This is a genomic window from Flavobacterium algoris (assembly GCF_048158525.1).
GTDB lineage: Bacteria > Bacteroidota > Bacteroidia > Flavobacteriales > Flavobacteriaceae > Flavobacterium > Flavobacterium algoris.
In genome coordinates, this window is sequence record NZ_JBLNKT010000012.1 from 1 (window position 1) to 24,692 (window position 24,692).

The 24,692-nt window shown below is 32.7% G+C and carries 24 protein-coding genes; 10 read left to right on the plus strand and 14 right to left on the minus strand.

The genetic code is table 11. From position 1 onward, the window contains the following. Positions 1–124: 124 nt before the first annotated feature. Entirely contained in the window at positions 125–1,537 is a 1,413-nt protein-coding gene (locus ACM55I_RS08220) for a hypothetical protein (RefSeq protein WP_416846286.1), read from the minus strand. Positions 1,538–1,654: 117 nt separating this feature from the next. Between ACM55I_RS08220 and ACM55I_RS08225 the strand changes: the two genes are divergently transcribed. Next, complete coding sequence (locus ACM55I_RS08225) at positions 1,655–2,719, plus strand: sialidase family protein (protein ID WP_416846287.1); 1,065 nt, start codon at positions 1,655–1,657, stop codon at positions 2,717–2,719. A 64-nt stretch (positions 2,720–2,783) separates the two neighbouring features. On the opposite strand, the gene ACM55I_RS08230 is transcribed toward ACM55I_RS08225, so the two are convergent. The 4 genes from ACM55I_RS08230 to ACM55I_RS08245 form a co-directional block, all read right to left on the minus strand. Beyond that, a complete protein-coding gene (locus ACM55I_RS08230; protein ID WP_416846288.1) occupies positions 2,784–3,242 on the minus strand; it encodes a sensor of ECF-type sigma factor in 459 nt (152 codons plus the stop codon). A gap of 49 nt (positions 3,243–3,291) precedes the next feature. After that, a complete protein-coding gene (locus tag ACM55I_RS08235; RefSeq protein ID WP_416846289.1) occupies positions 3,292–3,705 on the minus strand; it encodes a hypothetical protein in 414 nt (137 codons plus the stop codon). Between the two features lie 33 nt (positions 3,706–3,738). Beyond that, positions 3,739–4,281 (minus strand): RNA polymerase sigma factor, encoded by a 543-nt coding sequence (locus ACM55I_RS08240; RefSeq protein ID WP_416835659.1) that lies wholly within the window; start codon positions 4,279–4,281, stop codon positions 3,739–3,741. Between the two features lie 62 nt (positions 4,282–4,343). Next, positions 4,344–5,588 (minus strand): SRPBCC family protein, encoded by a 1,245-nt coding sequence (locus ACM55I_RS08245; RefSeq protein ID WP_416846290.1) that lies wholly within the window; start codon positions 5,586–5,588, stop codon positions 4,344–4,346. Between the two features lie 291 nt (positions 5,589–5,879). Between ACM55I_RS08245 and ACM55I_RS08250 the strand changes: the two genes are divergently transcribed. Together ACM55I_RS08250 and ACM55I_RS08255 are read left to right on the plus strand one after the other, a co-directional pair. Beyond that, complete coding sequence (locus ACM55I_RS08250; RefSeq protein ID WP_416846291.1) at positions 5,880–7,916, plus strand: dipeptidyl-peptidase 3 family protein; 2,037 nt, start codon at positions 5,880–5,882, stop codon at positions 7,914–7,916. Between the two features lie 340 nt (positions 7,917–8,256). Next, positions 8,257–8,640, plus strand: a complete 384-nt coding sequence (locus ACM55I_RS08255; RefSeq protein WP_416846292.1) for a pyrophosphohydrolase domain-containing protein — start codon at positions 8,257–8,259, stop codon at positions 8,638–8,640. A gap of 176 nt (positions 8,641–8,816) precedes the next feature. Here ACM55I_RS08255 and ACM55I_RS08260 read toward each other — a convergent pair whose 3' ends face one another. Further along, positions 8,817–9,884 carry a branched-chain amino acid aminotransferase gene (locus ACM55I_RS08260; RefSeq protein WP_416846293.1) on the minus strand — a complete coding sequence of 356 codons (1,068 nt, stop codon included), beginning with the start codon at positions 9,882–9,884 and terminating at the stop codon, positions 8,817–8,819. A 306-nt stretch (positions 9,885–10,190) separates the two neighbouring features. Here ACM55I_RS08260 and mnmC2 point away from each other — a divergent pair, with 306 nt between their 5' ends. Further along, positions 10,191–10,853 (plus strand): tRNA (5-methylaminomethyl-2-thiouridine)(34)-methyltransferase MnmC2, encoded by a 663-nt coding sequence (mnmC2, locus tag ACM55I_RS08265; protein ID WP_416846294.1) that lies wholly within the window; start codon positions 10,191–10,193, stop codon positions 10,851–10,853. A gap of 150 nt (positions 10,854–11,003) precedes the next feature. Beyond that, entirely contained in the window at positions 11,004–11,201 is a 198-nt protein-coding gene (locus tag ACM55I_RS08270) for a hypothetical protein (RefSeq protein WP_416846295.1), read from the plus strand. Positions 11,202–11,233: 32 nt separating this feature from the next. Here ACM55I_RS08270 and ACM55I_RS08275 read toward each other — a convergent pair whose 3' ends face one another. Then, the gene (locus tag ACM55I_RS08275; protein WP_416846296.1) at positions 11,234–12,175 is read right to left on the minus strand and encodes a LysR substrate-binding domain-containing protein; all 942 of its coding nucleotides are present in this window, start codon (positions 12,173–12,175) and stop codon (positions 11,234–11,236) included. A gap of 96 nt (positions 12,176–12,271) precedes the next feature. Here ACM55I_RS08275 and ACM55I_RS08280 point away from each other — a divergent pair, with 96 nt between their 5' ends. Both ACM55I_RS08280 and can read left to right on the plus strand, forming a co-directional pair. Further along, the gene (locus ACM55I_RS08280; protein WP_416846297.1) at positions 12,272–12,751 is read left to right on the plus strand and encodes a Dps family protein; all 480 of its coding nucleotides are present in this window, start codon (positions 12,272–12,274) and stop codon (positions 12,749–12,751) included. Between the two features lie 111 nt (positions 12,752–12,862). Then, entirely contained in the window at positions 12,863–13,498 is a 636-nt protein-coding gene (gene can, locus ACM55I_RS08285) for a carbonate dehydratase (protein WP_416846298.1), read from the plus strand. A 25-nt stretch (positions 13,499–13,523) separates the two neighbouring features. Here can and ACM55I_RS08290 read toward each other — a convergent pair whose 3' ends face one another. The 3 genes from ACM55I_RS08290 to ACM55I_RS08300 all read right to left on the minus strand — a co-directional run bounded on the left by ACM55I_RS08290 (position 13,524) and on the right by ACM55I_RS08300 (position 15,926). Further along, positions 13,524–14,726, minus strand: coding sequence for an LETM1-related biofilm-associated protein (locus ACM55I_RS08290; protein WP_416846299.1), 1,203 nt, complete (start codon positions 14,724–14,726; stop codon positions 13,524–13,526). Positions 14,727–14,812: 86 nt separating this feature from the next. Beyond that, a complete protein-coding gene (locus ACM55I_RS08295; RefSeq protein ID WP_416846300.1) occupies positions 14,813–15,382 on the minus strand; it encodes a YdeI/OmpD-associated family protein in 570 nt (189 codons plus the stop codon). Between the two features lie 16 nt (positions 15,383–15,398). Then, positions 15,399–15,926 carry a superoxide dismutase family protein gene (locus ACM55I_RS08300; protein WP_416835647.1) on the minus strand — a complete coding sequence of 176 codons (528 nt, stop codon included), beginning with the start codon at positions 15,924–15,926 and terminating at the stop codon, positions 15,399–15,401. Between the two features lie 234 nt (positions 15,927–16,160). Between ACM55I_RS08300 and ACM55I_RS08305 the strand changes: the two genes are divergently transcribed. The 3 genes from ACM55I_RS08305 (at position 16,161) to ACM55I_RS08315 (ending at position 18,261) form a co-directional block, all read left to right on the plus strand. Further along, entirely contained in the window at positions 16,161–17,075 is a 915-nt protein-coding gene (locus ACM55I_RS08305) for a YihY/virulence factor BrkB family protein (RefSeq protein WP_416846301.1), read from the plus strand. A 143-nt stretch (positions 17,076–17,218) separates the two neighbouring features. Then, on the plus strand, positions 17,219–17,647 hold the full coding sequence (locus tag ACM55I_RS08310; RefSeq protein ID WP_416846302.1) for an META domain-containing protein: 429 nt from the start codon (positions 17,219–17,221) through the stop codon (positions 17,645–17,647). 98 nt (positions 17,648–17,745) lie between these two features. Continuing rightward, the gene (locus ACM55I_RS08315; protein ID WP_416846303.1) at positions 17,746–18,261 is read left to right on the plus strand and encodes a DUF4251 domain-containing protein; all 516 of its coding nucleotides are present in this window, start codon (positions 17,746–17,748) and stop codon (positions 18,259–18,261) included. An 83-nt stretch (positions 18,262–18,344) separates the two neighbouring features. On the opposite strand, the gene ACM55I_RS08320 is transcribed toward ACM55I_RS08315, so the two are convergent. The 4 genes from ACM55I_RS08320 to ACM55I_RS08335 all read right to left on the minus strand — a co-directional run bounded on the left by ACM55I_RS08320 (position 18,345) and on the right by ACM55I_RS08335 (position 24,596). Further along, positions 18,345–20,135: an acyl-CoA dehydrogenase family protein gene (locus ACM55I_RS08320; protein ID WP_416846304.1), complete on the minus strand. Its 1,791-nt coding sequence runs from the start codon at positions 20,133–20,135 to the stop codon at positions 18,345–18,347. A 176-nt stretch (positions 20,136–20,311) separates the two neighbouring features. Continuing rightward, on the minus strand, positions 20,312–21,493 hold the full coding sequence (locus ACM55I_RS08325) for an acetyl-CoA C-acyltransferase (RefSeq protein ID WP_416846305.1): 1,182 nt from the start codon (positions 21,491–21,493) through the stop codon (positions 20,312–20,314). A gap of 66 nt (positions 21,494–21,559) precedes the next feature. Next, on the minus strand, positions 21,560–23,950 hold the full coding sequence (locus tag ACM55I_RS08330) for a 3-hydroxyacyl-CoA dehydrogenase/enoyl-CoA hydratase family protein (RefSeq protein ID WP_416846306.1): 2,391 nt from the start codon (positions 23,948–23,950) through the stop codon (positions 21,560–21,562). Between the two features lie 133 nt (positions 23,951–24,083). Further along, entirely contained in the window at positions 24,084–24,596 is a 513-nt protein-coding gene (locus ACM55I_RS08335; protein WP_416846307.1) for a MarR family winged helix-turn-helix transcriptional regulator, read from the minus strand. Positions 24,597–24,692 lie beyond the last annotated feature (96 nt).

Below are 24,692 nucleotides of genomic sequence, written 5' to 3' on the forward strand. Positions count from 1 at the left end.
AATTAAAATGAGAACCTATAAAACAAAAAACAGTAGTAAACCGGAGCTTACTACTGTTTAAAAATTGTACTTTTATTTTTTATTAATCCTGTATCGTTTTTTCAGGACTAGACAATAGTGAGTTTTAAGATCTTCTGTTGTCATTTCTTGATGAAGAATTTCCTCTTTGTTGTTCCATTCTTTGTGGAGCTGCTTCTCTTGAAGAATTACCTCTTTGTTGTTCCATTCTTTGTTGTTCCATTCTTTGCGGTGCTGCTTGTGGAGCTGAATTCCCTCTATTTTGAGAATAATCTCTTTGTTGTTGCGCTCTTTGTGGAACGTCTTCTCCAGAAGAGTTACCTCTGTTTTGAGAATAATCTCTTTGTTGTTGCGCTCTTTGTGGAGCGGCTTCTCCAGAATAGTTCCCTCTATTTTGAGAATAATCTCTTTGTTGTTGCGCTCTTTGTGGAACGGTTTCTCCAGAAGAATTTCCTCTGTTTTGAGAGTAATCTCTTTGTTGTTGCGCTCTTTGTGGAACGGCTTCTCCTGAAGAATTCCCTCTGTTTTGAGAATAATCTCTTTGTTGTTGCGCTCTTTGCGAAGTGGCATCATTTGATGAATTCCCTCTGTTTTGAGAATAGTCTCTTTGTGGTGTACCTTCTCTTGAAGGATTATTTCTGTTTTGAGAATAGTCTCTTTCTCTTTGTTGTCCCATTCTTTGTGAAGGGGATTCTCTATAAGGATTAGTTCTGTTTTGGGAATAATCTCTAGATGGACTCGTTCTGTTTTGAGAATATCCATTATCATTTCTTGACCCTCTTCTTTGCTCTAATTCATAACGATTTGTTACTTGTGCATTTCTTCTTGAAAAAGCATAATTTGGATGTTGTCTTTCATATCCATTGGAACGTCTGGAACTATATAACTCAATTGCTATGCTACTTCTTCTATTGTTTACATAATTGTAATTGTTATTTACATTCAAGCAAATGTTGATGTTGTTTCTATATCTAAATACAGGGAATGGGTTCCAAGTGTAATAATAAGATGGATAATAACCCCAATTCCATGTTGAATAATAAGGGCGGTAATTAGAAGCCCAAAATGAAGCATAAATAAGAGGAGTGTTGTAATACACAGGCTCGTAAATGTAATTTTGACCATACATATACACATCTCCTACAACTTGTACATGAACATTGTTGTATCTGTCTTTCTCAACATCGATTGTGGCTACATCTTGATATACATCTTGATCGATAACAGATTGTATGATAATTACGTGGGTTCTATTTTCTACAGATTCTATTACTCGTAAATAATCAACTTCATCATCGTTATTCAAATCTAAATTTGATATTTGAAGTTTTGGATCGTTCAATCGTCTTTCAAAATCCTGAAGATCTCTCGAATCTCCAAAAATGGATGCAACAGCTCGTAAATCTAAGTTGTCACTAATTTCAGTATTCATTGCATTTACTGTAGTTCTATCCTGCGCATTTATTTGTGTGGCGAAAACAGAAGTCAATAGACTTAAAAGGAGTAGTTTAGTTTTCATGATTAATGCTATTAAGTTTAATATTTTTTGATTACCCAATTACTGTGCCAATAAATAAAGAGGCTAGTTTGTATTTATATTTTTAATTGTAAATTAGCCTTTAAAATTTATATATAAATGAGAAGTTTTTTTTTAATTTCAATGAGTTTTGTTTTGTTTGTGTCTTGTAAAACAGTTAGTAATATTGGTATCGATGACAATAACATGGGTTTTAAAGCGGTTAAAATCGATACGTTATTTCAAGATAAAATAAGTATTAGGGCCATTTTGATTGATGCAAATAAAATTTGGTATGCTGCGGATAATTCCAGATTTGGGTTTTATGATTTGACTCAAAATAAAAAAAAGGAAAGCATTATTAGTAATGATAGTTTAAAGTTTGAATTCAGAAGTATTGCGCAAACTTCGGAGGCTGTTTTTATTCTAAACGTTTCCAATCCTGCATTATTATATAAAATCGCCAAAGACGGTTCAGAAGTACGATTAGTGTATCAAGAAAATCATAAAAAAGTATTTTATGATAGTATGCAATTTTGGAATGATAAAGAAGGAATTGCCATCGGTGATCCTATAGAGAATAGTCTTTCAGTTATAATTACTCGTGACGGCGGAAATTCATGGAATAAAATTGCATCGGATAAGTTGCCTAAAATAATTGATGGGGAAGCAGCTTTTGCGGCAAGCAATACTAATATTGTTATTAAAGGAAATAAAACCTGGATTGTTTCCGGTGGAAAAAAAGCAAGTGTTTTTTATTCATCTGATAAAGCAAATACTTGGAAAGTATATAATACACCAATAGTTCAAGGAAAAACTATGACTGGAATTTTTACGGCTGATTTTTACGATTCGAAAATTGGATTTATAGCTGGAGGGAATTATGAATTACCTAACCAAAAATTCGGGAATAAAGCAGCTACAACTGATGGAGGTAAAACATGGAAACTTCAAGCCGAGAGTCAAGGTTTTGGTTATGCTTCTTGCGTGCAATATGTTCCTGATAGTAATGGAAAGGAACTAGTTTCAGTAGGTGCATCCGGATTGTATTACTCATCGGATAGTGGTAAATCTTGGAGGCAAATGGCGCTAGATTCCAGTCTTTTTACGATTCGTTTTTTAGATAATCATACTGCAATTGCTGCTGGAAAAAACAAAATAGTTCGTGTAAATTTTAAAAAATAAAACACCCTAAATAATAGCATGAACCATTAAATAGGGTGTTTTATTGAATTAATAAATCTTAATTTTATCTTCTCGGACCTTTGTCGCGGTATTGTTGCAATAGTTTTCTATTGAAATCTTCTTCGGATTTTCTTAGTTTTATGATTTTAGTCGCAGGAATAACTCCTTTGAGATTTGCGGTAAATTTTTTTCGTAAAAGAAATAATTCTTCATCATTACTTTCCATTTGAGCAAGAAAAGCACTGGCTTCTTTTTCGGTCATTTTATCTAAACCTCCATCATCCATTCTTTTCATCAAAGTTTTCATTTTTTGATGTCTCAATTCAAATTGCTTATCATCAAATGTGTTATAGAGGGGCCAAAATTTTTCGGCTTCACTTGTAGTCAAATCTAGTTCAGTAGTCAAGAAAGCCACTTTCAGCGCTTTAATTTGTTCCTTTTTTTCTTTCATTCTTTCGCCTTGAGCGTAAAAATTAAAGGATAATAGTAAAAAGAGTACGGGTAAAAATTTTTTAATGTTCATTTTTTTATTTTTTTTATTCAATTTTAATAGAAAGAATTCAAATGTATATTTATTCTAATATAAGATGCTCTAAATTAGAGTTTGTAGCTAATATATCTTCTACAGTCTTGTCTTCCAGAACTACTGTCGTTTTCATTTTATTAATATCTTCAGGTTGTAATTCACTGATCAAATCGTATTGTGTCATATTAGATTGTTCCGTCAGATAATTTTCTAAAGTGGCTGAATCTAATTCTTTTGTTTTGGTAGAATGCGTATTTAGAATTGGAACCATCAATGCAAGTATTAAAATAGCCGCTACCATCATAATTACAATTTTATTTTTTTGAAAAATCGAAATTACTTTTGGTTCCTCTTTTGGCAATTGTTGTAAAACTTTTGCTGAAAAATTTTCAAAATAATGGTCTGGAGTTTTAAATCCAGATTCAATTTTTGGTTCGTTTTCTAATTTAAATGCTTTCATAATGTTCATTAGACTTAATTAAACACAAAAGGTTTAATTTGTTGTTACAAATGCTTCAATTTTTTTGACTGCATGATGATAGGATGCTTTCAAAGCACCAACGGATGTTCCTAAAATCTCTGAGATTTCCTCATATTTCAATTCCTGAAAATATTTCATTTTGAAAACTAATTGTTGCTTTTCAGGTAAAAAAGTTATGGCTTTTTGCAGTTTTATTTGAATTTCATTTCCATCAAAGAAAACATCTGCTTTTAGATTATCTATGGTTTTGTTTTGTAATGTTTCAGAAGAAATACCGTTGGTTTTTGCTTTTTGATTCAAAAAAGTTAGTGCTTCATTAGTTGCAATACGATACATCCAAGAAAAAAGTTTGCTCTCGCCTTTGAAGTTTTTCAAATGTTGAAATACCTTTATAAACGTATTTTGCAAAACATCATCAGTATCATCATGACTCAATACTATATTACGAATATGATTGTACAACGGTTTTTGATACTCTTGCAAGAGTTGTTGAAACGCTTCATTTTGCGTTTTTGGGTTCAATAGTTTTTGAATGAATTCCTTTTCCTCTTGCAAAGCTATTATTTATCAGTTAGAATGGGATTTATCAAATAGGTTTAATCTGAAGTGGAAAAATATTAAAATTCAGATTGGTCTTCTTCTTTTTTTGTAGGAGTTGCTTTTTTTACAATTGGTTCTGCTTTTAAGACCGGTTTAGTTTTTACAACAGGATTCGTTTTTACGACAGCTTTAGTTTTTGTAATGGGTTCTGTTTTTGTAACTGGAACAGTATTTACTGCGGGTTCTGTTTTTATCGCTTCATCAGTTTTTATAACTGCTGGTTTGTAAATTTTTACTGCTTCCACTTTTGGTTTTATTGGATAATAAATTTCAGTAACCCATTTTGATGGGTTTTTCACTTCGTTTTTGCTGATTGAATAAATTTCCAGATACGAAATTGTAGCGTCAGGTGCGAGACGATTAGTATTAAGGTATTGTGTAGCTTTATCCAAAGCTTTATCTCTATGGGAATAATCACCCGTTAAAGTCGTTTTTACGGCTTCAAACGCTTCTAATTTTCCTGAATAAAGATCACTTCCTTCACTTGTATAAATTTGATTTTTAATTGGTACACAAATAGATATTTTAGTGAGTTCATTTACAATGTCATAAGTGTGATAAATTATAAAAGGCTTTCCTGTAATTAGAAGGTTGTTTTTTTTACAAAAAGCTATAATTTTTGGAACAACGATTTTAAAGTTCTTAGAGACGTTAGCAATTTTACTGGTAAAAGTTTGATGTAAATAAAACGTTTCCGGTTTTTTTACCAAACCATCTACTTTTACTGAATAGGTATTTATTTCATAATCTAAGGTTTTATCTAAGTTGGCCAAGCTTTTTTCGTACATGCCGCCTATGATTTTTTCAACACCTCCATTAAAGGCAGTATAAATTTTGAAAAGAAAACTCATTTTTCCTTTTGTTCTCCAAGTTACTTTTGTACCTCCAACAGTGTCTTTAAAACTCCAAAAAACATCAGATAAAGTTCCATTATAATTCATTTTTTGAGAAATACTGTCGTTTTCTTTTACAAAAATTGTTTTCATATCACCATTGTCATCTTTTCCTTCCCAAGAATAAGATCCGCCTTTTCCAATCGTGTTTTGAGGATAAGTTATTTTCATTTCAGGATTCTCAACAGCCCAAGAACCAAATTCGCCCCAATTTTTAAAATCATTTACATAATTAAATACTGCTGGTTTTGGAGAATTTATGATTTTACTCCTTTCGACAGTAAAATCTCCTTTTTGTGTAGCGATGAAAATGGATAATGCAACTAAGCTAAGTAATAGTAAAAGAAAGATATATTTTAAAATCCTCATGATAATACGGGTGTTTAGACTTGTAAAGTTAGAAATTTAATTAATATTGTAAAGTAACTATTAAAAAATTATAAAACTTGGTGTTTGAGTTCGCTATAATAGGAACAATTTTGAATTTTAATTTCTATTTTATTTAACCTTGAATAAAAAATAGTGACAGGAAAGCGGAATTATTAGTACATTTATTTATTTTAAAACTGAAACAATAGTCGGGGCGTGTTTTATTATTTATTTAAAGAATATGTATATTTGTTGAATAATAATTTATTAAACATCTAAATAATATTAATAATGAAATTACTTAAAATTGCTGGAATTTTTACGATTCTCGCGGTTTCTGTTATTTGTAATGCGCAAGTAACAAAAAACACAGCAGTAAAAAACACCGAGAAAGCTCCTTTTGATTATGTTGTAGAACAATTCGCCGACATTAAAGTACTGCGTTATCAAATCCCAGGTTGGGAAAATCTAACGTTGAAAGAACAAAAATTAGTTTATTATTTAACACAAGCCGGAACTTCTGGACGCGATATAATGTGGGATCAACATTATAAATACAACCTGAAAATCAGAAAAGCATTAGAAAATATTTACAAAAATTACAAAGGTGATCAAACATCTGGAGACTGGAAAAATTTCGAAATATACCTCAAAAGAGTTTGGTTTTCAAATGGAATTCACCATCATTATTCCAGTGATAAAATTAAGCCAGGATTTTCTGTTGCCTATTTTAACGGTTTGTTGAAAGCTACAAAAACAACTTTATCACCAACGATTGAAGCCATTATATTTAATAATGTCGATGCTAAAAGAGTTAATCTTGACGAATCTAAAGGGTTGTTGGAAGGTTCAGCCATTAACTTCTATGACAAAGGAATTTCGTTAAAAGAAGCGGAAGATTTCTACGCTAAAAAAATAAGTCCAGATCCTAAAAAACCCTATTCTTATGGTTTGAATTCTAAATTAATTCGGAATGCTAAAGGGCAATTAACAGAAAAAGTTTGGAAAAGTGGCGGTATGTATGGAGCCGCAATTGATAAAATTGTTTATTGGTTAGAAAAAGCTAAAACTGTTGCTGAAAATAAAAAGCAAGCGGATGCTTTGGGATTGTTGATCAGTTATTACAAAACAGGAAGTTTAAAAACTTGGGACGATTATAATATTGCTTGGTTGCGTGCAACCGAAGGGAATATTGATTACATCAATGGTTTTATTGAAGTATATAATGATCCATTAGGTTACAGAGGTTCTTATGAAGGGATTGTGCAGATAAAAGATTTTGATATGTCGGCAAAAATGGAAGTGGTTTCTAAAAACGCGCAATGGTTTGAAGATAATTCTCCGCTGATGCCAGAGCATAAAAAGAAAAATGTAGTTGGAGTTTCCTATAAAACGGTTATTGTCGCAGGTGAATCAGGGGATGCTTCACCAAGTACGCCTATTGGAGTAAATCTTCCAAATGCGGATTGGATTCGTGCAGAACATGGTTCAAAATCAGTTTCTTTAGGGAATATTATCGATTCGTATGCGAAAGCTGCCGGAAAAGGAAAATTAGAGGAATTTGCAAATGATGAGCAAGAAATTGCATTGGCAAAAAAATATGGTGAAATAGGAGATAAGATGCATACTGCTTTACATGAAGTGGTGGGGCATGCCTCAGGACAAATCAACCCTGGTGTAGGAACTCCAAAGGAATCATTAAAAAGTTATGCTTCGACACTTGAAGAGGGTAGAGCAGATCTAGTTGGACTATATTATTTATACAACCCGAAATTACAGGAATTAGGCTTAGTAGATGATTGGAAAAAACTTGGGATGGAGTCTTATGATAGTTACATCAGAAACGGATTGATGACTCAGTTAGTGCGTTTAGAATTGGGTGCCAATATTGAAGAAGCACACATGAGAAACCGTCAGTGGGTGAGTTCGTGGGTTTTTGAAAAAGGGCAAAAGGATAATGTTATAGAGAAAATCACTCGTAACGGAAAAACGTATTTCAATATTACGGATTATGAAAAATTACATGACTTATTTGGACAATTATTAAGAGAAGTACAACGAATCAAATCAGAAGGAGATTTTAATGCAGGCAAAGCATTAGTGGAAAATTATGGTGTGAAAGTAGATCAAAAACTGCATGCTGAAGTTTTAGAGCGCAATAAGCAATTCGCTTCGGCTGCTTATAGTGGGTTTGTAAACCCAGTATTGGTTCCAAAATTAGACAAAACGGGTAAAATTATTTCGATTGAAGTACAACAACCAAAAACATTTGCAGAACAAATGTTGAAATACTCTAAAAACTTTGGGTTTCTACCTTTGGAAAATTAGAAGTATAATTTCTAAAAAAAAAATGCCCACTTTTTTAATGGGCATTTTTTTATTGCAAAAAATAAAGGTCTTAACGTTTGAAAAATATTTTTATCATAAACAGAAGTCCAATAAAAATTAAGAAACCTATTAATATTTTGTAATTTCCCTTGTAATACTCTTTGTGTATTCCTAAATCTTTTCGGTAGGAATAAATTGCTGCAATAACAAAAGCAATAAAAAAACAGCCTGCAAATATTAATTGTCCCTGACTAAACATAGTTTAAATTATTTCGGGCAAATTTAGTTAATAGTTTAGAAATAGTTGCTAATTTGCCATTTCATTTAATAAAATAAAAAGATGCAAAAACAAATAGACTCCGTTAAAGAATTTCATACTGCATTTAAAATAGGTCACAAAGAAATTCCAACAGCAGATTTAGGTGAAAATAAACATACACTTCGTTATAATTTAATGAAAGAGGAAAACGAAGAATATCTGGAAGCAGTTCAAAATAATGATTTAATAGAAATTGCGGATGCGCTTGGCGATATGATGTATATTCTATGCGGAACTATTATTGAACATGGTTTGCAGCATAAAATAGAAGCAGTTTTTGATGAAATTCAACGCAGTAATATGAGTAAGTTGGACCAAGATGGGAAACCTATTTATAGGGAAGACGGAAAAGTGATGAAAGGGCCTAATTATTTTAAACCGGATTTTTCGAAAATACTAAAATAGTATTCGTTTCAAAATGCTTTCTATGATTTTGACATCTTTGTCAAAGTTCAAAACTTTGACAAAGATTATTCAAAGGTATGTTTTACCAAATTTAGTTTTTTAGTATTCAGTTAGGCACAAAAAAAAGCGATTTTCAATATGAAAATCGCTTTTTTTATAAATCTAAAATTAGAAATTTATACTTTAACAGTCCATCCAAAAGTATCTTCAGCCAATTTATTTTGAATATTGGTCAATTTATCTTTTAGTTGTAATGCTACTGGATTTTCAAGTTTTGGTAATTCGTAATAAACATCTTGATAAGAGAATCCAGAAATAGGACTAACTACTGCAGCTGTTCCAGCTCCAAAAATTTCTTTTAACGTTCCGTTTTTAGAAGCTTCAACAAGTTCAGAAACTAAAACTGGACGAACGTCTACATTTACACCTTCGCTTTTAGCTAAATCAATCAAGGTTTTTCTAGTTACACCATCAAGAATTCTTTCGCTAACTGGAGCAGTCAATAAAGTGTCATTGATTCTAAAAAAAACATTCATTGTACCCGCTTCTTCTAATTTGGTATGCGTTGCATCATCAGTCCAAATTACTTGTTGGAATCCTTCTTTATTAGCTAAGTTAGTAGGGTAAAATTGTGCAGCATAATTTCCAGCTGCTTTTGCAGCTCCAATTCCACCATTGGCAGCTCTACTAAAATGCTCCGCAATAAGTACTTTTACATCACCAGAATAATAAGCTGATACAGGAGATAAAATAATCATGAATTTATAATCGTCTGACGGATTTGCAATTACTCCAGTACCTGTAGCAATCATAAACGGTCTAATGTACATGGAATTTCCTTTTCCTTTTTTTACCCACGCTTCATCTAATTGTAACAATTGATTTAAACCATTCATAAACACTTCTTCAGGAACTTCTGGCATAGCCATTCTTACTGCTGAAGTATTGAAACGTTTATAGTTTTCATCAGGTCTAAAAAGCCAAATGTCATTATTGTCATCTTTGTATGCTTTCATTCCTTCAAAAATAGCTTGGCCATAATGAAAAACTCTTGTAGATGGGTCTAACAAAAAAGGTGCATAAGGCTTAATGACCGGTTTTTGCCATTCACCATTTTTAAAATCACATTCGAATAAATGATCTGTAAAAACAGAACCAAAGCTTAAGTTTTCAAAATCTACTTCATTTATCTTTGAAGTAGGAGCTTTAATTATTTCAATTTTGCTAGTTTGAGTTGTACTCATAATAAGGTATTGTTTATTTTTATTTTTTATAAGTGATATGCTAGAGTATTAAAATCGTTGTTTTTTACAAAACGAAGTTTAATGTTTGCAAAATTAAATAAAAATCACTGAAATACTTATGATTATTCCATTAATTATAGCATTTAACTGTGATTTATTTATATTTTAAAAAATGGAAATAAATAGAGCCAATTTATATGAAATTTATAAAAAATATAGATTTTTTGAGACTATTACATTTTAGTTTTGATTAAATTTGACCATCTGGGACAACTATAAAATAAAGAATAACCTCAAATTGTAATTTTGAAAAGAGAAATAATCCAAACACTCGACGGTTCTACAACAATCTATTTACAGGAATGGGATGAATGCTATCATTCTAAACACGGAGCAATTCAGGAAGCGCAGCATGTTTTTATCAAAAATGGGTTGTCTTTATTTCAAAACAAGCAAATTTCAATTTTAGAAATTGGTTTTGGAACGGGTTTAAATGCATTTATTACTTTTTTGGAAGCATCCAAAATGAATCAATCAATCGATTATGTAGGAGTGGAGGCCTATCCAATATCAGCAGAAGAAGTGGTATCGATGAATTATGTTGATGAACTGAATGCCAGTAATGAAAGTCCTGTATTTAAAAAAATGCATGAAAGTAATTGGGAAGAAAAGATTGTTTTAAAGGATGATTTCACTTTAACTAAAAGGAAACAATTTTTTAAAGAAATAGATGATTTTGAAAAATTTGACTTGATCTATTTTGATGCTTTTGGTTATCGGGTTCAGCCTGAATTATGGAGTACAGCTATTTTTAAAAAAATGTATAACGCACTTAAGCCCAATAGTGTACTGGTTACTTATGCTGCGCGAGGAGTTGTTAAAAGGAGTATGATAGAAGTGGGTTTTACAGTGGAGAAATTAGCAGGACCTCCTGGGAAAAGAGAAATGTTTCGTGCAACTAAAAAATAGAAAAACAGAAATTTTAGAGTTTAAAAGAGATACTTTTTTTGAAGTAAAATAAAATACTAAAAAGAACGTTAATTTGTTATGTTGTCTGTTTTAAAAATGTACTTTTACTGCAGTTAATAATATTTGATAACCTAAAAATCTTAATTTATTATGTCGAAAATCATGTTTGATTACACAAAATCAGTGCTTGAAAGAGTAAGTTTCGATCCGATGCTTTTTTGCAAAGAATTAGAAAAAGCAATTAAAGCGTTATTACCATACGAAATGGAGCAATTAAGAGAATGGTTATTAAATTTCACGATTGGAAAACCAGAATTAAAACAATGTTTACTGATCGTAAATTCATAAATAAAAAAGGAACCTTAAATCGGTTCCTTTTTTTATTTTTTCTGAATTGGACTAATAATTTCAACATTTTGAAAAACAATAGCTCCTTTTACAACACCTGCAATAGTGCTTCGAAGCGCATCAATTATCTGAATTTTTAATTCACTTTTAGGGAAAATCAAACTGACTTCGCGTGCTGGTTTTGGCTCCTTGAAGTGGCGTAGCTTTATTTTGTCAGATTCTTTCAAATCTAAGGTATGTAAATAAGGAAGCAATGTGGTTCCCAAACCTTCATCGGCCAATTTTATTAAAGTTTCGAAACTTCCACTTTGTATTTGAAAGTGATTCATTTCATTCTTACCGGCACTTTTACATAAGTTTAAAATCCCTTCTCTAAAACAATGTCCGTCTTGCAATAATAGGATTTCATCTAAGTTCAAATCGGAGACTTCTATTTCTTCCTTCTGAAAATTATGATGGCTCTCCGGAATGTAAGCGACAAAAGGTTCAAAATACAAAACAATTTCCTTGATTTTTTCTTCCATCAAAGGAGTTGCTGCAATCGCTGCATCGAGATGACCGTTATTTAGTTTTATAATAATCTCTTCGGTATTTAACTCTTCAATAATGAGTTTTACTTTTGGGTATTTTTTGATGAAATTATTCAAAAACATCGGCAATAAGGTGGGCATAATAGTAGGAATAATTCCTAATCTAAATTCACCTCCAATAAAACCTTTTTGTTGCTCTACAATATCTTGAATTCTATCGGCTTCGGTTACTATATTCTTAGCCTGATTGACGATTTTTTGTCCAATATCCGTAAGCTGAATTGGTTTTTTTGTTCTGTCAAATATTTGAATGCTTAACTCTTCCTCAATTTTTTGAATTTGCATGCTCAAAGTAGGCTGAGTTACAAAACATTTTTCGGCAGCAAGAGTAAAGTTTTTATGTTCGGCTACGGCTAAAACATATTTCAGTTGAGTGATTGTCATTTTTTATAGTAATATCTAATACAAATATAAAAACAATCAATTTAGTTATAGTGTAAAATATTATTTTGTTGTTTAAATTTGTCAAAAAGAACTATCATGAAAACAAATATTTTAGGATTACCCGTTAAAGAAACCGAATTAATTGTAACCGAATTAAATATATTACTTTCTAATTTTCAAGTTTATTATCAAAATTTGCGAGGAATTCACTGGAATATCCGTGGTAAGCGTTTCTTTGACTTGCATATAAAATTTGAAGAATTATACAACGATTCCCAATTAAAGATTGATATGATTGCTGAGCGTGTCCTTACTCTTGGAGGAACTCCGCTGCATACTTTTGAGGATTATATTAAAAACAATCAATTAACTGTTGGAAAAAATATTTCTATTGATGAGAAAGCAATCCATTTAATTGTAAACTCATTGTCTCATTTGTTAAAAATCGAAAGAGAAATCCTTAACAAATCTTCAGAAATTAATGATGAAGGGACGAATTCTATGATGAGTGATTTTATTGCTGAGCAAGAAAAGACCATCTGGATGATGCAGGCTTGGTTAGAAGAAGAATTGTAACAATACTAGAGTTTATGTGAAATAATCAATAAAAATGGCAATGATTTTTTTTAGCAAATAAAACCATTAATTTTTATTTTACATTTGAATGAACTAAGACTGTAATTCTTTATGAGCGATTTTTATAAAAAAATATTAGAAAACAATAAAAAATGGGTAGAAACTTCTCTGGCTAGCGATCCTAATTATTTTGCGGATTTAGCCAAAGGACAAACGCCACCTTTATTGTGGATTGGTTGTTCTGATAGCAGAGTTCCTGCTAATGAAATTGTTGGTGCAAAACCAGGTGAGGTATTTGTTCATAGAAATATTGCTAATATGGTAGTACATTCTGACATGAATATGTTAAGTGTTCTGGATTATGCAGTCAATGTTTTGAAAGTAAAACATGTACTTGTATGTGGTCATTATGGTTGTGGAGGTGTGAAAGCAGCTATGGGAAATGAATCTATTGGAATTATTGACAACTGGATACGCCACATAAAAGACGTTTATAGACTACATCATGAATATTTAGATTCTATTGTAGATGAAAATGAACGGTTTAATGCTTTTGTAGAAATTAATGTAAAGGAACAAGTATTTGATTTGGCTAAAACATCAATCGTACAATCCGCATGGAAAAACGGACAAGAATTAACATTACACGGTTGGGCTTATGGATTGAATTCTGGATTTGTAACGGATTTGAATGTCAATATCAGTTCAGATAAAGATTTAGATAACGTATATCAGTTAAAATTTTAAATTAAATCGCTCTCGGGCGATTTTTTTATTCGATTTCTTCTAGATTTTCATTGAAAGCTGAAGGTAATAGGGTAGGGATGAATTTTATCAAAATAGGTAATAATAAACTTCCGCCTGGTAGTAAAAATATGGTCAAAGAAGGAATAGTTTTACAAATATCCAATAATTGTTTTTTTACTTTTTTCTTTTCTTTTTCATCCAAATCTCTTCGGGTAGAATAGGCTAACAACAGCATTAATTCTTTGCTTTGAACGATTTCCTTTATCAATCTACTTTTATTACGGCTGACTAAAGTAACAACACTTTGGGTGGTCTGGTCGTAAAAGTGTTTGACAGGATTCGAGTAATTGAAGTAGGGAATTTCTTTTTTATGTTTAGTAATGAATTCATTAGTACTGTTTATGCTCTGATTAACAAAATCATCGGGTATAGATAGTGTTTCAGCTAATGAATGTAAAAAATAGGCTTCATTATTTTCAATTATTCCATCACTCCACAGCGCCATTCCGGCAATATCTATTAAATAATATTTTTCTAATTCATTTGTAAAATAATCTAACTGAAGTGTTTCCAGACTTTGAACAGAAACTTTCGAAAATTTGCTGTAACGAATAGAAGCTTCAAAAAGTTTAATTAACAGATCATCATATTGAGATTTGTTTGACTTAATTTTTAGAGCCAATGTGACAAGATTAACAATCGTCTCTTCAATTTTCTTCAAGTATTTCTCAGGAATTACTCCATGAATTAAATATTGGCGAAAAGCAGCAACATCAATAAACAAAAGAGCATTCGTTACAAGATGCGAGAAATTTTTACTGATGATGGTGTCATTGGTTTGAACGCGTTCATCAATTATTTTTTCCAGTGTTAAGGAAAGAGAATTTTTAGGAAGTATTTTTTTGAATAAATTAAATCCTTGAGGATTCATTTGGTTGTAAAAAGTAACCGCTTCTTTTATGAAATTTTCAGGGTTAATTTCTTCCTTAGTAAGGCAAAAAACATCGTATAAAGTATTTAATAACGCAACTTTAGAAATCTCTTCTTTAAACCAGCCTTTGGTTTCTATAGTGTTTACAGTCTCAAAAGTAATGATGTGACCGTATATAAAACCTGTATTTCTAACTTTTTGATAAAATGAATCAGTAGTTTTAGAAACAGTTTTGTTTGAAAATTTTTGTTCAATAAAAAATTTATCTATCCAACCTGATGCCGAAGGGTTAATCATTACTTTAATTTGAAGCTACAAAGCTATGTTTTTTTATGGTTGTCTAGAAAAATTTAGGTTAAGTTTTAATTATTTTAGTGAAAATATTAATCTCTGGATTTTTTATTTTGAGAACAAAGATTAATGATTTCGGCTATCCTATTATTTCTAGTTTCCTCTCTTTTAGCTTGATTGAGCCAATAAAGATAGCTTTTCCTATACGAGGGACTAAAATTTTTGTAGTTTTCGATTGCAGCGCTATTTTGGTTAAAAGCCATTTCAAGATCTGTTGGTATAATCAAATCCTCCACAGCATCTAATGAAGTCCAGGAACCATTTTTTTTAGCAGTTTTAATTTTGGCTAATCCACTTTCATGCATCAAATTTTCTTCGATGAGTTTTTCGATATATGTTTTATTGAGTTTGCTCCAAACGCTTTTATCTTTTCTGGGAGAAAAGACTTGTTTTCTGCGGTCTTCATCCATTTTTCTTACTGTTGAATCGATCCAACCAAAACAAATGGCAACTTGAACTGCTTCTTCCCATCGCATACTTTCAAATTCACTATTTACCTTATAAAAAATAAGATACACCTCTTTTGAAGAATGATGATTTTGGTGCAACCAATCACGCCATTCTTCTGTGTTTTTAAAATAGAGGTGCTCTTTATCTTCCAATTGAAATCTTAAAAAACTACTTAATAATAGCGGAACATGCTACTCTTGCACCAGCATTACCTGCGGGTTGAGAAACATAATCATCAGTTCCTTGGTGAACTATTAGTCCTTTTCCTAAAATATCCTTTGTCGCATCGCCACAACCTATACACCATTCATCAGTTGTTAATGTAATGGTCCCATTTCCTTTTTCATCAGCTGTAAAATTACCTATGTCACCTTTGTGATATTCACCAACGCCCCATTTTCCATGTTTTTTGAATGTTGGGTTCCAGTGTCCACCTGCAGAACTTCCATCAGCGGCAGTACAATCTGATTTCTCATGGATGTGTATCGCATGAATACCCGGTTTTAGCCCGGCTAATTTTGCTACAAAAGTTACTTTACCATTTTTTTCTTCAAAAGTTGCAGTTCCGGAAACGGTACTGTTACTTTTAGGTTCAAAAACAATGTTCAGTTTTTTTGAATTACTTGAATCGCTGCTCGTTTTACAACCTATAATCACAACAACAATTAGGACAATGGATAGAAATATTTTTTTCATGACTCGTTTTATTTCAAAGGTAAGAAAATTTTGGGTTGTACATAATAGAATTAGATTTTTATAATCCAATTTAGTAGGAATTATACAATATTCATTTTAAATTCTTAATCTATTTATTTGTAGTTTTGAATGCAGTGGCAATTGATCTAAAAGTGATTACGAACGATGCTTTCGAATCTAATAAAAGCAACAACCTGAAATTTTCTTATAGAAGAATATAAAATTAGTTTTAAAATGAAGCACAAAGAATTAGCTATTATAAGTTGGAGTTTATTAAAACGAACGTATCAGGAATTTAATGATGATAATGCTATAAAACTTAGCGCCTCATTATCGTATTACACTATATTTTCATTACCACCATTGTTAATTATTATTTTATCTATTTTTAGTTTTTTCTTTGGAAGAGATGCAGTTACCGGAAGGTTTTTTGGACAAATTAATGGAATGGTTGGGAATGAAGCTGCGATTCAAATTCAGGAAACCATTAAGAATATTGAATTGTCTGACAGTATAACATTTGCAACAATACTTGGAGGGATTATGCTGCTAATAGGTGCTTCGGGTGTATTTGCCGAAATACAAAGTTCCATTAATTTTATTTGGGGATTGAAAGCTAAACCTAATAAAGGAATTATGAAATTCATTAAAAACAGACTGATGTCATTTTCTATGATAGCTTCAGTTGGGTTTTTATTGATGGTCAGTTTGATGGTAAACACTGTAATGGATGTTATAAATACTCGATTACTCGTTTATTTTCCTGATGCAATGGTTTATATATTTTATGTTTTTAATATCTTGGTTTTATTTGCAACCACAACCATGCTGTTTTCCATTATTTTCAAAACACTGCCTGATGGCAATATCGCTTGGAAAGATGCTTTGATAGGTGCTAGTTTTACTTCCTTTTTCTTTATGTTTGGTAAATTTGCCATTGGTTTTTATTTAGGAAGTTCAACGGTAGCAACTGTTTATGGCGCTGCAGGTTCAATAATAATAATTTTAATTTGGGTATATTATTCGGCTATAATCTTATATTTTGGAGCTGAATTCACTAAAGTGTATGCCAATGCACATGGAAAAAAAATCATTCCAAATGGGTATGCCGTTGAAATTAAGGTGGAAGTTATAGAGATTAAAAAATAATAAATTGGAGATACTAAATTTTTAGATTTTAAAAGTATTCGATACGATTTTCATAACTCTTTATTTTTTGTACTATTTTTTTAAAACCTGAAAATTGGCAATATTTTTGTTCTATTCTAAAATATAAAATTAAAAACACTTATATGAAAAAAAATATTTTGGCACTAACCGTTTTATGTTTGGCATTTGTTTCTTGTAATTCAGCTAAAACAGCAATGAATAATACGACTTCTCTTGAGGGAACTTGGGAGTTAAATTATGTTACAGGACCAAGAATAGCTTTTGATGGATTATATCCAAATACAAAACCGACAATCACTTTTAACTTGAAAGAAAGTAGTGTTTCAGGAAGCAACAGTTGCAACCGGTATTCAGGGAAATTAAATGTTGAAGGCAATAAAATCAGTTTCAAAGAACCGATGGCTATGACTAGAATGTTTTGCCCCGGAGAAGGTGAGAATATTTACATGTCTACACTTCAGAAAATAGATTTCTATTCCATTTCAGAAGATGGGAAAACATTGAATTTCATCATGGGTGACATCGCAATGATGCGTTTTGAGAAAAAATAAATTCAATTTTTTTAGATTTAATTTTAGAAATTTTGAAAATATATTAAAATGATTCGGAATTATTAAGTCATTATCGTTTACTATTAAAAATAGGTATTATGAAAAAGAAAACAGCAATTTTAGTAATTTTTATTTCACTACTTCTTACAGCAACTTATGCTCAGGAAAAAAGTAAAAAACAAGTAAGAGAAGAACGTAAAATTGAAAAACAAAAACAGATTGCCGCTTTGGTTGATTCTAAAGCGTTTGTTTTTATTGGGCGGACAGCTTTGCCTCAAGGATTCAGGACTATGGATTTGACCACTAATCCTAATTATGTACAATTTGAGCCAAATAAAATTAAGAGTGAAATGCCTTTTTTTGGTACAGCTTATAGTAGTGTTGCTTACGGTAGGGATGGAGGATTAAATTTTGAAGGAAGTCCACAGGAATTTACTATTGAAAAAAAGAAAAAAGCATATCAAATAGAAACTGTTGTTAAGGGAGAGACTGATATATTCACACTGTTTCTTTCCGTTTCTTTTGGAGGTAGCGCAACGCTTACCATTAATTCTAACAATCGAAGTTCGATTTCCTATAATGGAGAAATTAGACCTATAGAAAAAAAGAGGTGAAGTAATTAAAATAAAAAAACCGCGTTGTTTCTTGAAACAACGCGGTTTTTAACAAATAAATAAACTAAAAACTATTTTCTATTTTAGAAACAATATCCATTTTCTACCACTAATTTGGTAGTGATTATTTCTCTTAATCCTACAATATTGGGCATATTCGTATATTTTGTAAAACGGCGTAAACCCATTAACATCATACGTTGTTCATCACCTTCAGCAAAAGAAATTACACTTTCTTTACCTTTTTGAGTAACGGTATCTACTGCTTTATACAAATATAATTTAGCCATGGCAATTTGCTCTTGTACTTTGGCTTCGCCTTCTTTTTTGGCTAATTTTTCAGTTCTAAGAATAGTGCTTTCTGCCATGTAGATTTCAATTAAAATATCTGAAGCAGCCATTAATAACTGTTGGTGTGCATCTAAATCTGGACCGTATTTTTGAACAGCTCCACCTGCAACCATTAGGAATGCTTTTTTCAATTTGCCAATCATTTCCTTTTCTTCTGCAAATAATTCAGAATAATCAGGTGTATCAAAAGAAGGAATTCCCATTAATTCTTCTTGTACTTTTGATGCGGGTCCCAGTAAATCAACGTGGCCTTTCATAGCTTTTTTGATTAACATTCCTACAGATAACATTCTGTTAATTTCGTTAGTTCCTTCGTAAATGCGAGCAATCCTGGCATCTCTCCATGCACTTTCCATTGGAGTATCTTCAGAAAATCCCATTCCTCCAAAGATTTGAATTCCTTCATCCGCACAATTTTGAATATCTTCAGAAACAGCCACTTTTAGAATTGAACATTCAATTGCATACTCTTCAATCCCTTTTAATTCTGCTTCCTGATGGGTAGCTCCTTCAGTTTCACGTGACGCAATTCGATCTTCAATATCTTTTGCTGCACGATAAGTAGCACTTTCTCCGGCATAACAGGAAGTTGCCATTTCGGCTAATTTTGCTCGGATGGCTCCAAACTGAGAAATAGCGGTATTGAATTGTATTCTTTCGTTAGCGTATTTTGTTGCGTTTGAAATAACTCTGCGTTGTGCATCCAAACAGGCTGCAGCCAATTTAATTCGACCTACATTCAAAGCATTCATCGCTATTTTGAAACCATTTCCTCTTTCGGATAACATGTTTTCAACAGGAACTTTTGTATCTGCAAAGAAAACTTGACGCGTAGAAGAGGAGCGAATTCCTAATTTATGTTCTTCTTCGTTCATGGAAATACCATTACTTGGATCATTTTCTACGATAAAGCCAGTTATATTTTTATCATCTCCTATGCGGGCAAAAACAATAAAGACATTACAAAATCCTGCATTTGTAATCCACATTTTTTGTCCTGTAATTTTATAATGCGTTCCATCATCAGATAATACCGCTTTTGTTTTTCCGGAATTGGCATCACTACCAGCGCCTGGTTCAGTCAAACAATAGGCTCCAAACCATTCGCCAGAAGCTAATTTTGTTACGTATTTTTGCTTTTGTGCTTCAGTGCCATACAACGTAATTGGCATTGTTCCAATTCCGGTATGTGCTCCAAAAGCAGAAGAAAATGAACCTGTTGCTCCCGAAATATAATCGCAAACCAAAACAGTATTTACAAATCCCATTCCCATTCCGCCATAAGCTTCAGGAACTGCGATACTTAAAAATCCCATTTCAGCCGCCTTTTGCATACTTTCTACCGTTAAGGCAAAATCTCTTTTTTCAAAACGATCTTTGTTAGGCCAGATTTCTTTGTCTACAAACTCTTTTACAGAGTCACGCATCATTAATTGTTCTTCATTAAAATCTTCAGGAGTGAAGACATCTTCGCACTTTGTTTCTTTTACGAGGAATTGACCTCCTCTTGTTTTGTCGCTCATGACTTATTATTTTGAATTTTAAATTATTTTGTGTTTCCTTCCTGCGAAGTTTTTATTATTTATATTTTTTCCTTCATCTTGTCATTCCGACGAAGGAGGAATCTCATAATATATTGGAAAATTGCTTGATGGGGGATTCCTCCTTCGTCGGAATGACAAAAAGAAGAATGTTTTGTTTACATCAACTCGTAAATCCCCGCACTTCCTTGTCCGGTTCCTACACACATAGAAACAATTCCGTATTTGCTTCCTCTGCGTTTCATTTCGTCAAATAGTTGAACAGAAAGTTTAGCACCTGTACAACCCAGTGGGTGGCCTAATGCAATCGCTCCACCATTGACATTGATGATATCAGGATTTAGGTTTAGTTCTCTCGTTACTGCTAGTGCTTGTGATGCAAAAGCTTCGTTAAGTTCTATTAAATCAATATCATTCAAGGTTAAACCGGCTTGTTTCAATGCTTTTGGAATTGCTTTTACAGGTCCAATTCCCATGATTCTTGGTTCGACTCCAGCCGAAGCAAAGTTGACCAAACGGGCAATAGGAGTAAGGTTGAATTCTTTTACCATTTCTTCACTCATGATTAGAACAAAAGCGGCTCCATCGCTCATTTGGGATGAATTTCCTGCAGTTACGCTTCCGTTCGCTTCGAAAACAGGTCTTAAACCAGCCAAAGCTTCTACAGAAGTTCCTGCTCTTGGACCTTCATCTTTATTAACGATATAAGATTTAGTTTCTTTTTTACCATTTTCATTGATAAACGTTTGTTCTATAGTAATTGGAACAATTTGTTTATCGAATCTGCCTTCAGCTTGTGCTTTCAAAGCTTTCATATGCGATTGGTACGCAAACTCATCTTGGTCCGCACGAGATACATTGAATTGTTTGGCAACCGCTTCTGCAGTTAGTCCCATTCCCCAATAATAGTCTTCGTTTCCTGCTTTTGCAACAGCATAATCCGGAGTAGGTTTGTAGCCTCCCATTGGAATAAAACTCATGCTTTCGGCACCACCGGCAATGATGCAATCGGCCATTCCGGATTGGATTTTGGCTGTAGCCATCCCGATTGTTTCTAATCCTGAGGCGCAATACCGGTTTACGGTTACACCCGGAACATCTTCAATTTTTAATCCCATCAAAGAGATCAATCGTCCCACGTTTAGTCCTTGTTCTGCTTCCGGCATGGCATTTCCTACCATCACGTCATCAATACGTTTTTTGTCGAAATCAGGCAACTCATTCATCATAAACTGAATGGTTTCTGCCGCCAATTCATCGGGTCTTTTAAATCTGAACACTCCTTTTGGGGCTTTCCCCACGGCGGTTCTGTATGCTTTAACTATATAGGCTGTTTTCATAACTATTATTTTGAATTTTGAATTCTAAATTTTAAATGAAGCTCATTCTTAATTTATAATTTAAATTTAATTGCGTAACGGTTTTCCTTTGGTTAACATAAACTGAATTCTCTCCAATGTTTTTCTTTCTGTACACAACGACAAGAAAGCTTCCCGTTCTAAATCCAATAAATATTGTTCGGATACTAATGTTGGCTCTGATAAATCACCACCGGCCATGACATACGCTAGTTTGTTGGCAATTTTTTTGTCATGTTCCGATATGTATTTTCCGGCAACCATTTGGTCCGTTCCCACAAGGAACATTCCTAATGCTTGTTTTCCAAGAACTTTTACATCGGTTCTGAGAATCGGTTGTGTGTAACCCGCTTCCGCCATTAGTAAAGCATGTTTCTTCGCTTCGGCAATTTGACGGTCTTTGTTTACCACGATGATGTCTTTTCCATGTTGTAAAAGTCCGGTATCAAAAGCTTCGTAACCAGAAGTGGATACTTTTGCCATAGCAATAGTCAAGAAATATTCTTGTAATACGTTCAATTCCACATCGTTTTTATGGAATAAATCAGCTGCACGCAATGTCATTTCTTTCGATCCACCACCACCAGGAATTACTCCGACACCAAATTCCACTAGTCCCATATAGGTTTCAGCTGCAGCAACAACTTTGTCAGCATGTAAACTCATTTCGCAACCACCACCAAAAGTCATTCCGTGGGGTGCAACCACAACCGGAATCCCAGAATAGCGTACGCGCATCATCGTGTCTTGGAACATTTTGATCGCCATGTTCAACTCGTCGTATTCTTGCTCCACTGCCATCATAAATATCATTCCGATATTGGCACCAACAGAGAAATTCGCTGCTTGATTTCCAATAACCAATCCTTGGTATTCTTTTTCAGATAAGTCAATTGCTTTATTGATGGCTGCCAAAACATCGCCACCAATCGTATTCATTTTAGATTGGAATTCTAAATTCAAAATTCCGTCTCCTAAATCTTGTATAATCGCTCCGCTGTTGCTCCACACTTTTTTGCTTTCGCGAATGTTGTTCAAGATGATAAATGCATCTTGACCGGGAACTTTATTTTGTGATTTTGTTGGGATATTGTAGAAAAAAGTTGCTCCTTCTTTTATAGAATAAAAACTAGCACTTCCAGAAGCCAACATATCATTTACCCAAGCAGCTGGTTCAAGACCTTCGGCTTTCATGATTTCGATTCCTTTTTCGACACCAATGGCATCCCAAATTTCGAAAGGACCATTTTCCCATCCAAAACCGGCTTTCATAGCATCGTCAATTTTGTATAATTCATCTGAGATTTCAGGAATTCTGTTTGAAACGTAAGCAAACATTCCTGCAAAACTTTTTCGATAAAATTCTCCCGCTTTGTCTGTTCCTTTTACCAAAATTTTAAAACGATCAATTGGTTTGTCAATCGTTTTTGTTAATTCTAAAGTGGCAAATGATGCTCTTTTTGCCGGACGGTATTCTAAAGTGTCCAAATCCAAAGACAGAATATCCTTGTCTACTTTTTTGTAAAAACCTTGACCTGTTTTGCTTCCGAACCATTTGTTTTCCATCATTTTGTTGACGAAATCTGGTAATTTGAACAAATCGTGTTGCTCGTCATTTGGGCAGTTTTCGTAGATTCCGTTGGCTACATGCACCAAAGTATCTAATCCAACAACATCAACCGTTCTGAAAGTAGCGGATTTTGGTCTTCCAATTACTGGACCGGTTAATTTATCCACTTCTTCAATTGTTAATCCCATTTCTTTTACCAAATGAAACAAACTCTGAATCCCGTAAATTCCAATTCTATTTCCGATGAATGCTGGAGTATCTTTGGCTACAACCGAAGTTTTGCCTAAAAATTTTGAACCATAATCAGTAAGGAAATCTAAAACTTCCGTTGCAGTTTGTGGACCAGGTATGATTTCGAATAATTTTAAATAACGCGCAGGGTTAAAAAAGTGGGTTCCACAGAAATGCTTTTGAAAATCGTCACTTCTTCCTTCGCTCATAAAGTGAATTGGAATTCCAGAAGTATTTGAAGTAACTAAAGTTCCCGGTTTTCTGAATTTTTCAATTTGATCGAAAACTAATTTTTTGATGTCTAAACGTTCTACCACCACTTCAATAATCCAATCTACTGCGGCGATTTTCGCCATGTCATCCGTTGTATTTCCCGTAGTAATTCTGCTGGCAAATTTCGAATTGTAAATAGGGGAGGGTTTCGATTTTAGGGAATTAGCCAAATGCTCATTTACCAATCGGTTTCTGATAATTTTGCTTTCTAAAGTAAGCCCTTTTTTAACTTCGGCTTCGGTGAGTTCTTTTGGAACAATGTCCAAAAGTAAAACTTCAACTCCAATGTTGGCAAAATGGCAAGCAATTCCTGAACCCATAATTCCGGATCCAATTACTGCAACTTTTTTAATTGTGCGTTTCATACGTAGTTATTATTTGTTTTTTAAAGGAATGTGGTATCGCCAAGTGTTATTGTTTTTCTATGATATTGATTCATGGCGATTTCATACGTAGTTATTATTTGTTTTTATAGAAATATGGTATCACCATTTTTAATTATTGATTGTTTTTTTGAATCGTGGCGATGTCATTTTCTGGTTTTTCAGTTTGCTCCGTCAGTTCGCTGACGCTCGTGTGATTAAATATATTTTTATCTTGAATTAATTCGTTTATCGTTTCTGCCACTTCAATAAAATGTTGCAGCTTTTCCTCAGAAATGTGGTTTCTCACAGTTTCATTGAATTTCAAAACGGTATTTTTTGACAATTCTCTTTTCTCTTTACCAAAATCGGTCAGGTAAATCAAAACACCACGACCATCATAAGGATTTTTCTTCCTGATAATTAAGCCTTTATCTTCCATTGATTTTAAGGTTCTGGTAAGACTTGTTGCTTCCATACCCATTTTTGGACCTAAGGCGGTAGAAGGTGTGCCTTTTTCCTTATCCATGCTCAGCAGAGCAAAACCCGTTGCCATAGTTGCACCATATTTAGAGGCTTCTTCATTGTACATTCTGGAAACTGCTTGCCAGGTTGCTCTTAATATATAATCTATCGTTTTATCTTTCATAATCTCTAACTATATCGTTTTCAAATATAATAAAAAAATACTATGCATGCATAATAAGTTAAATTATTTTTCAATTTTTTTGTCTAAACTAAAAAA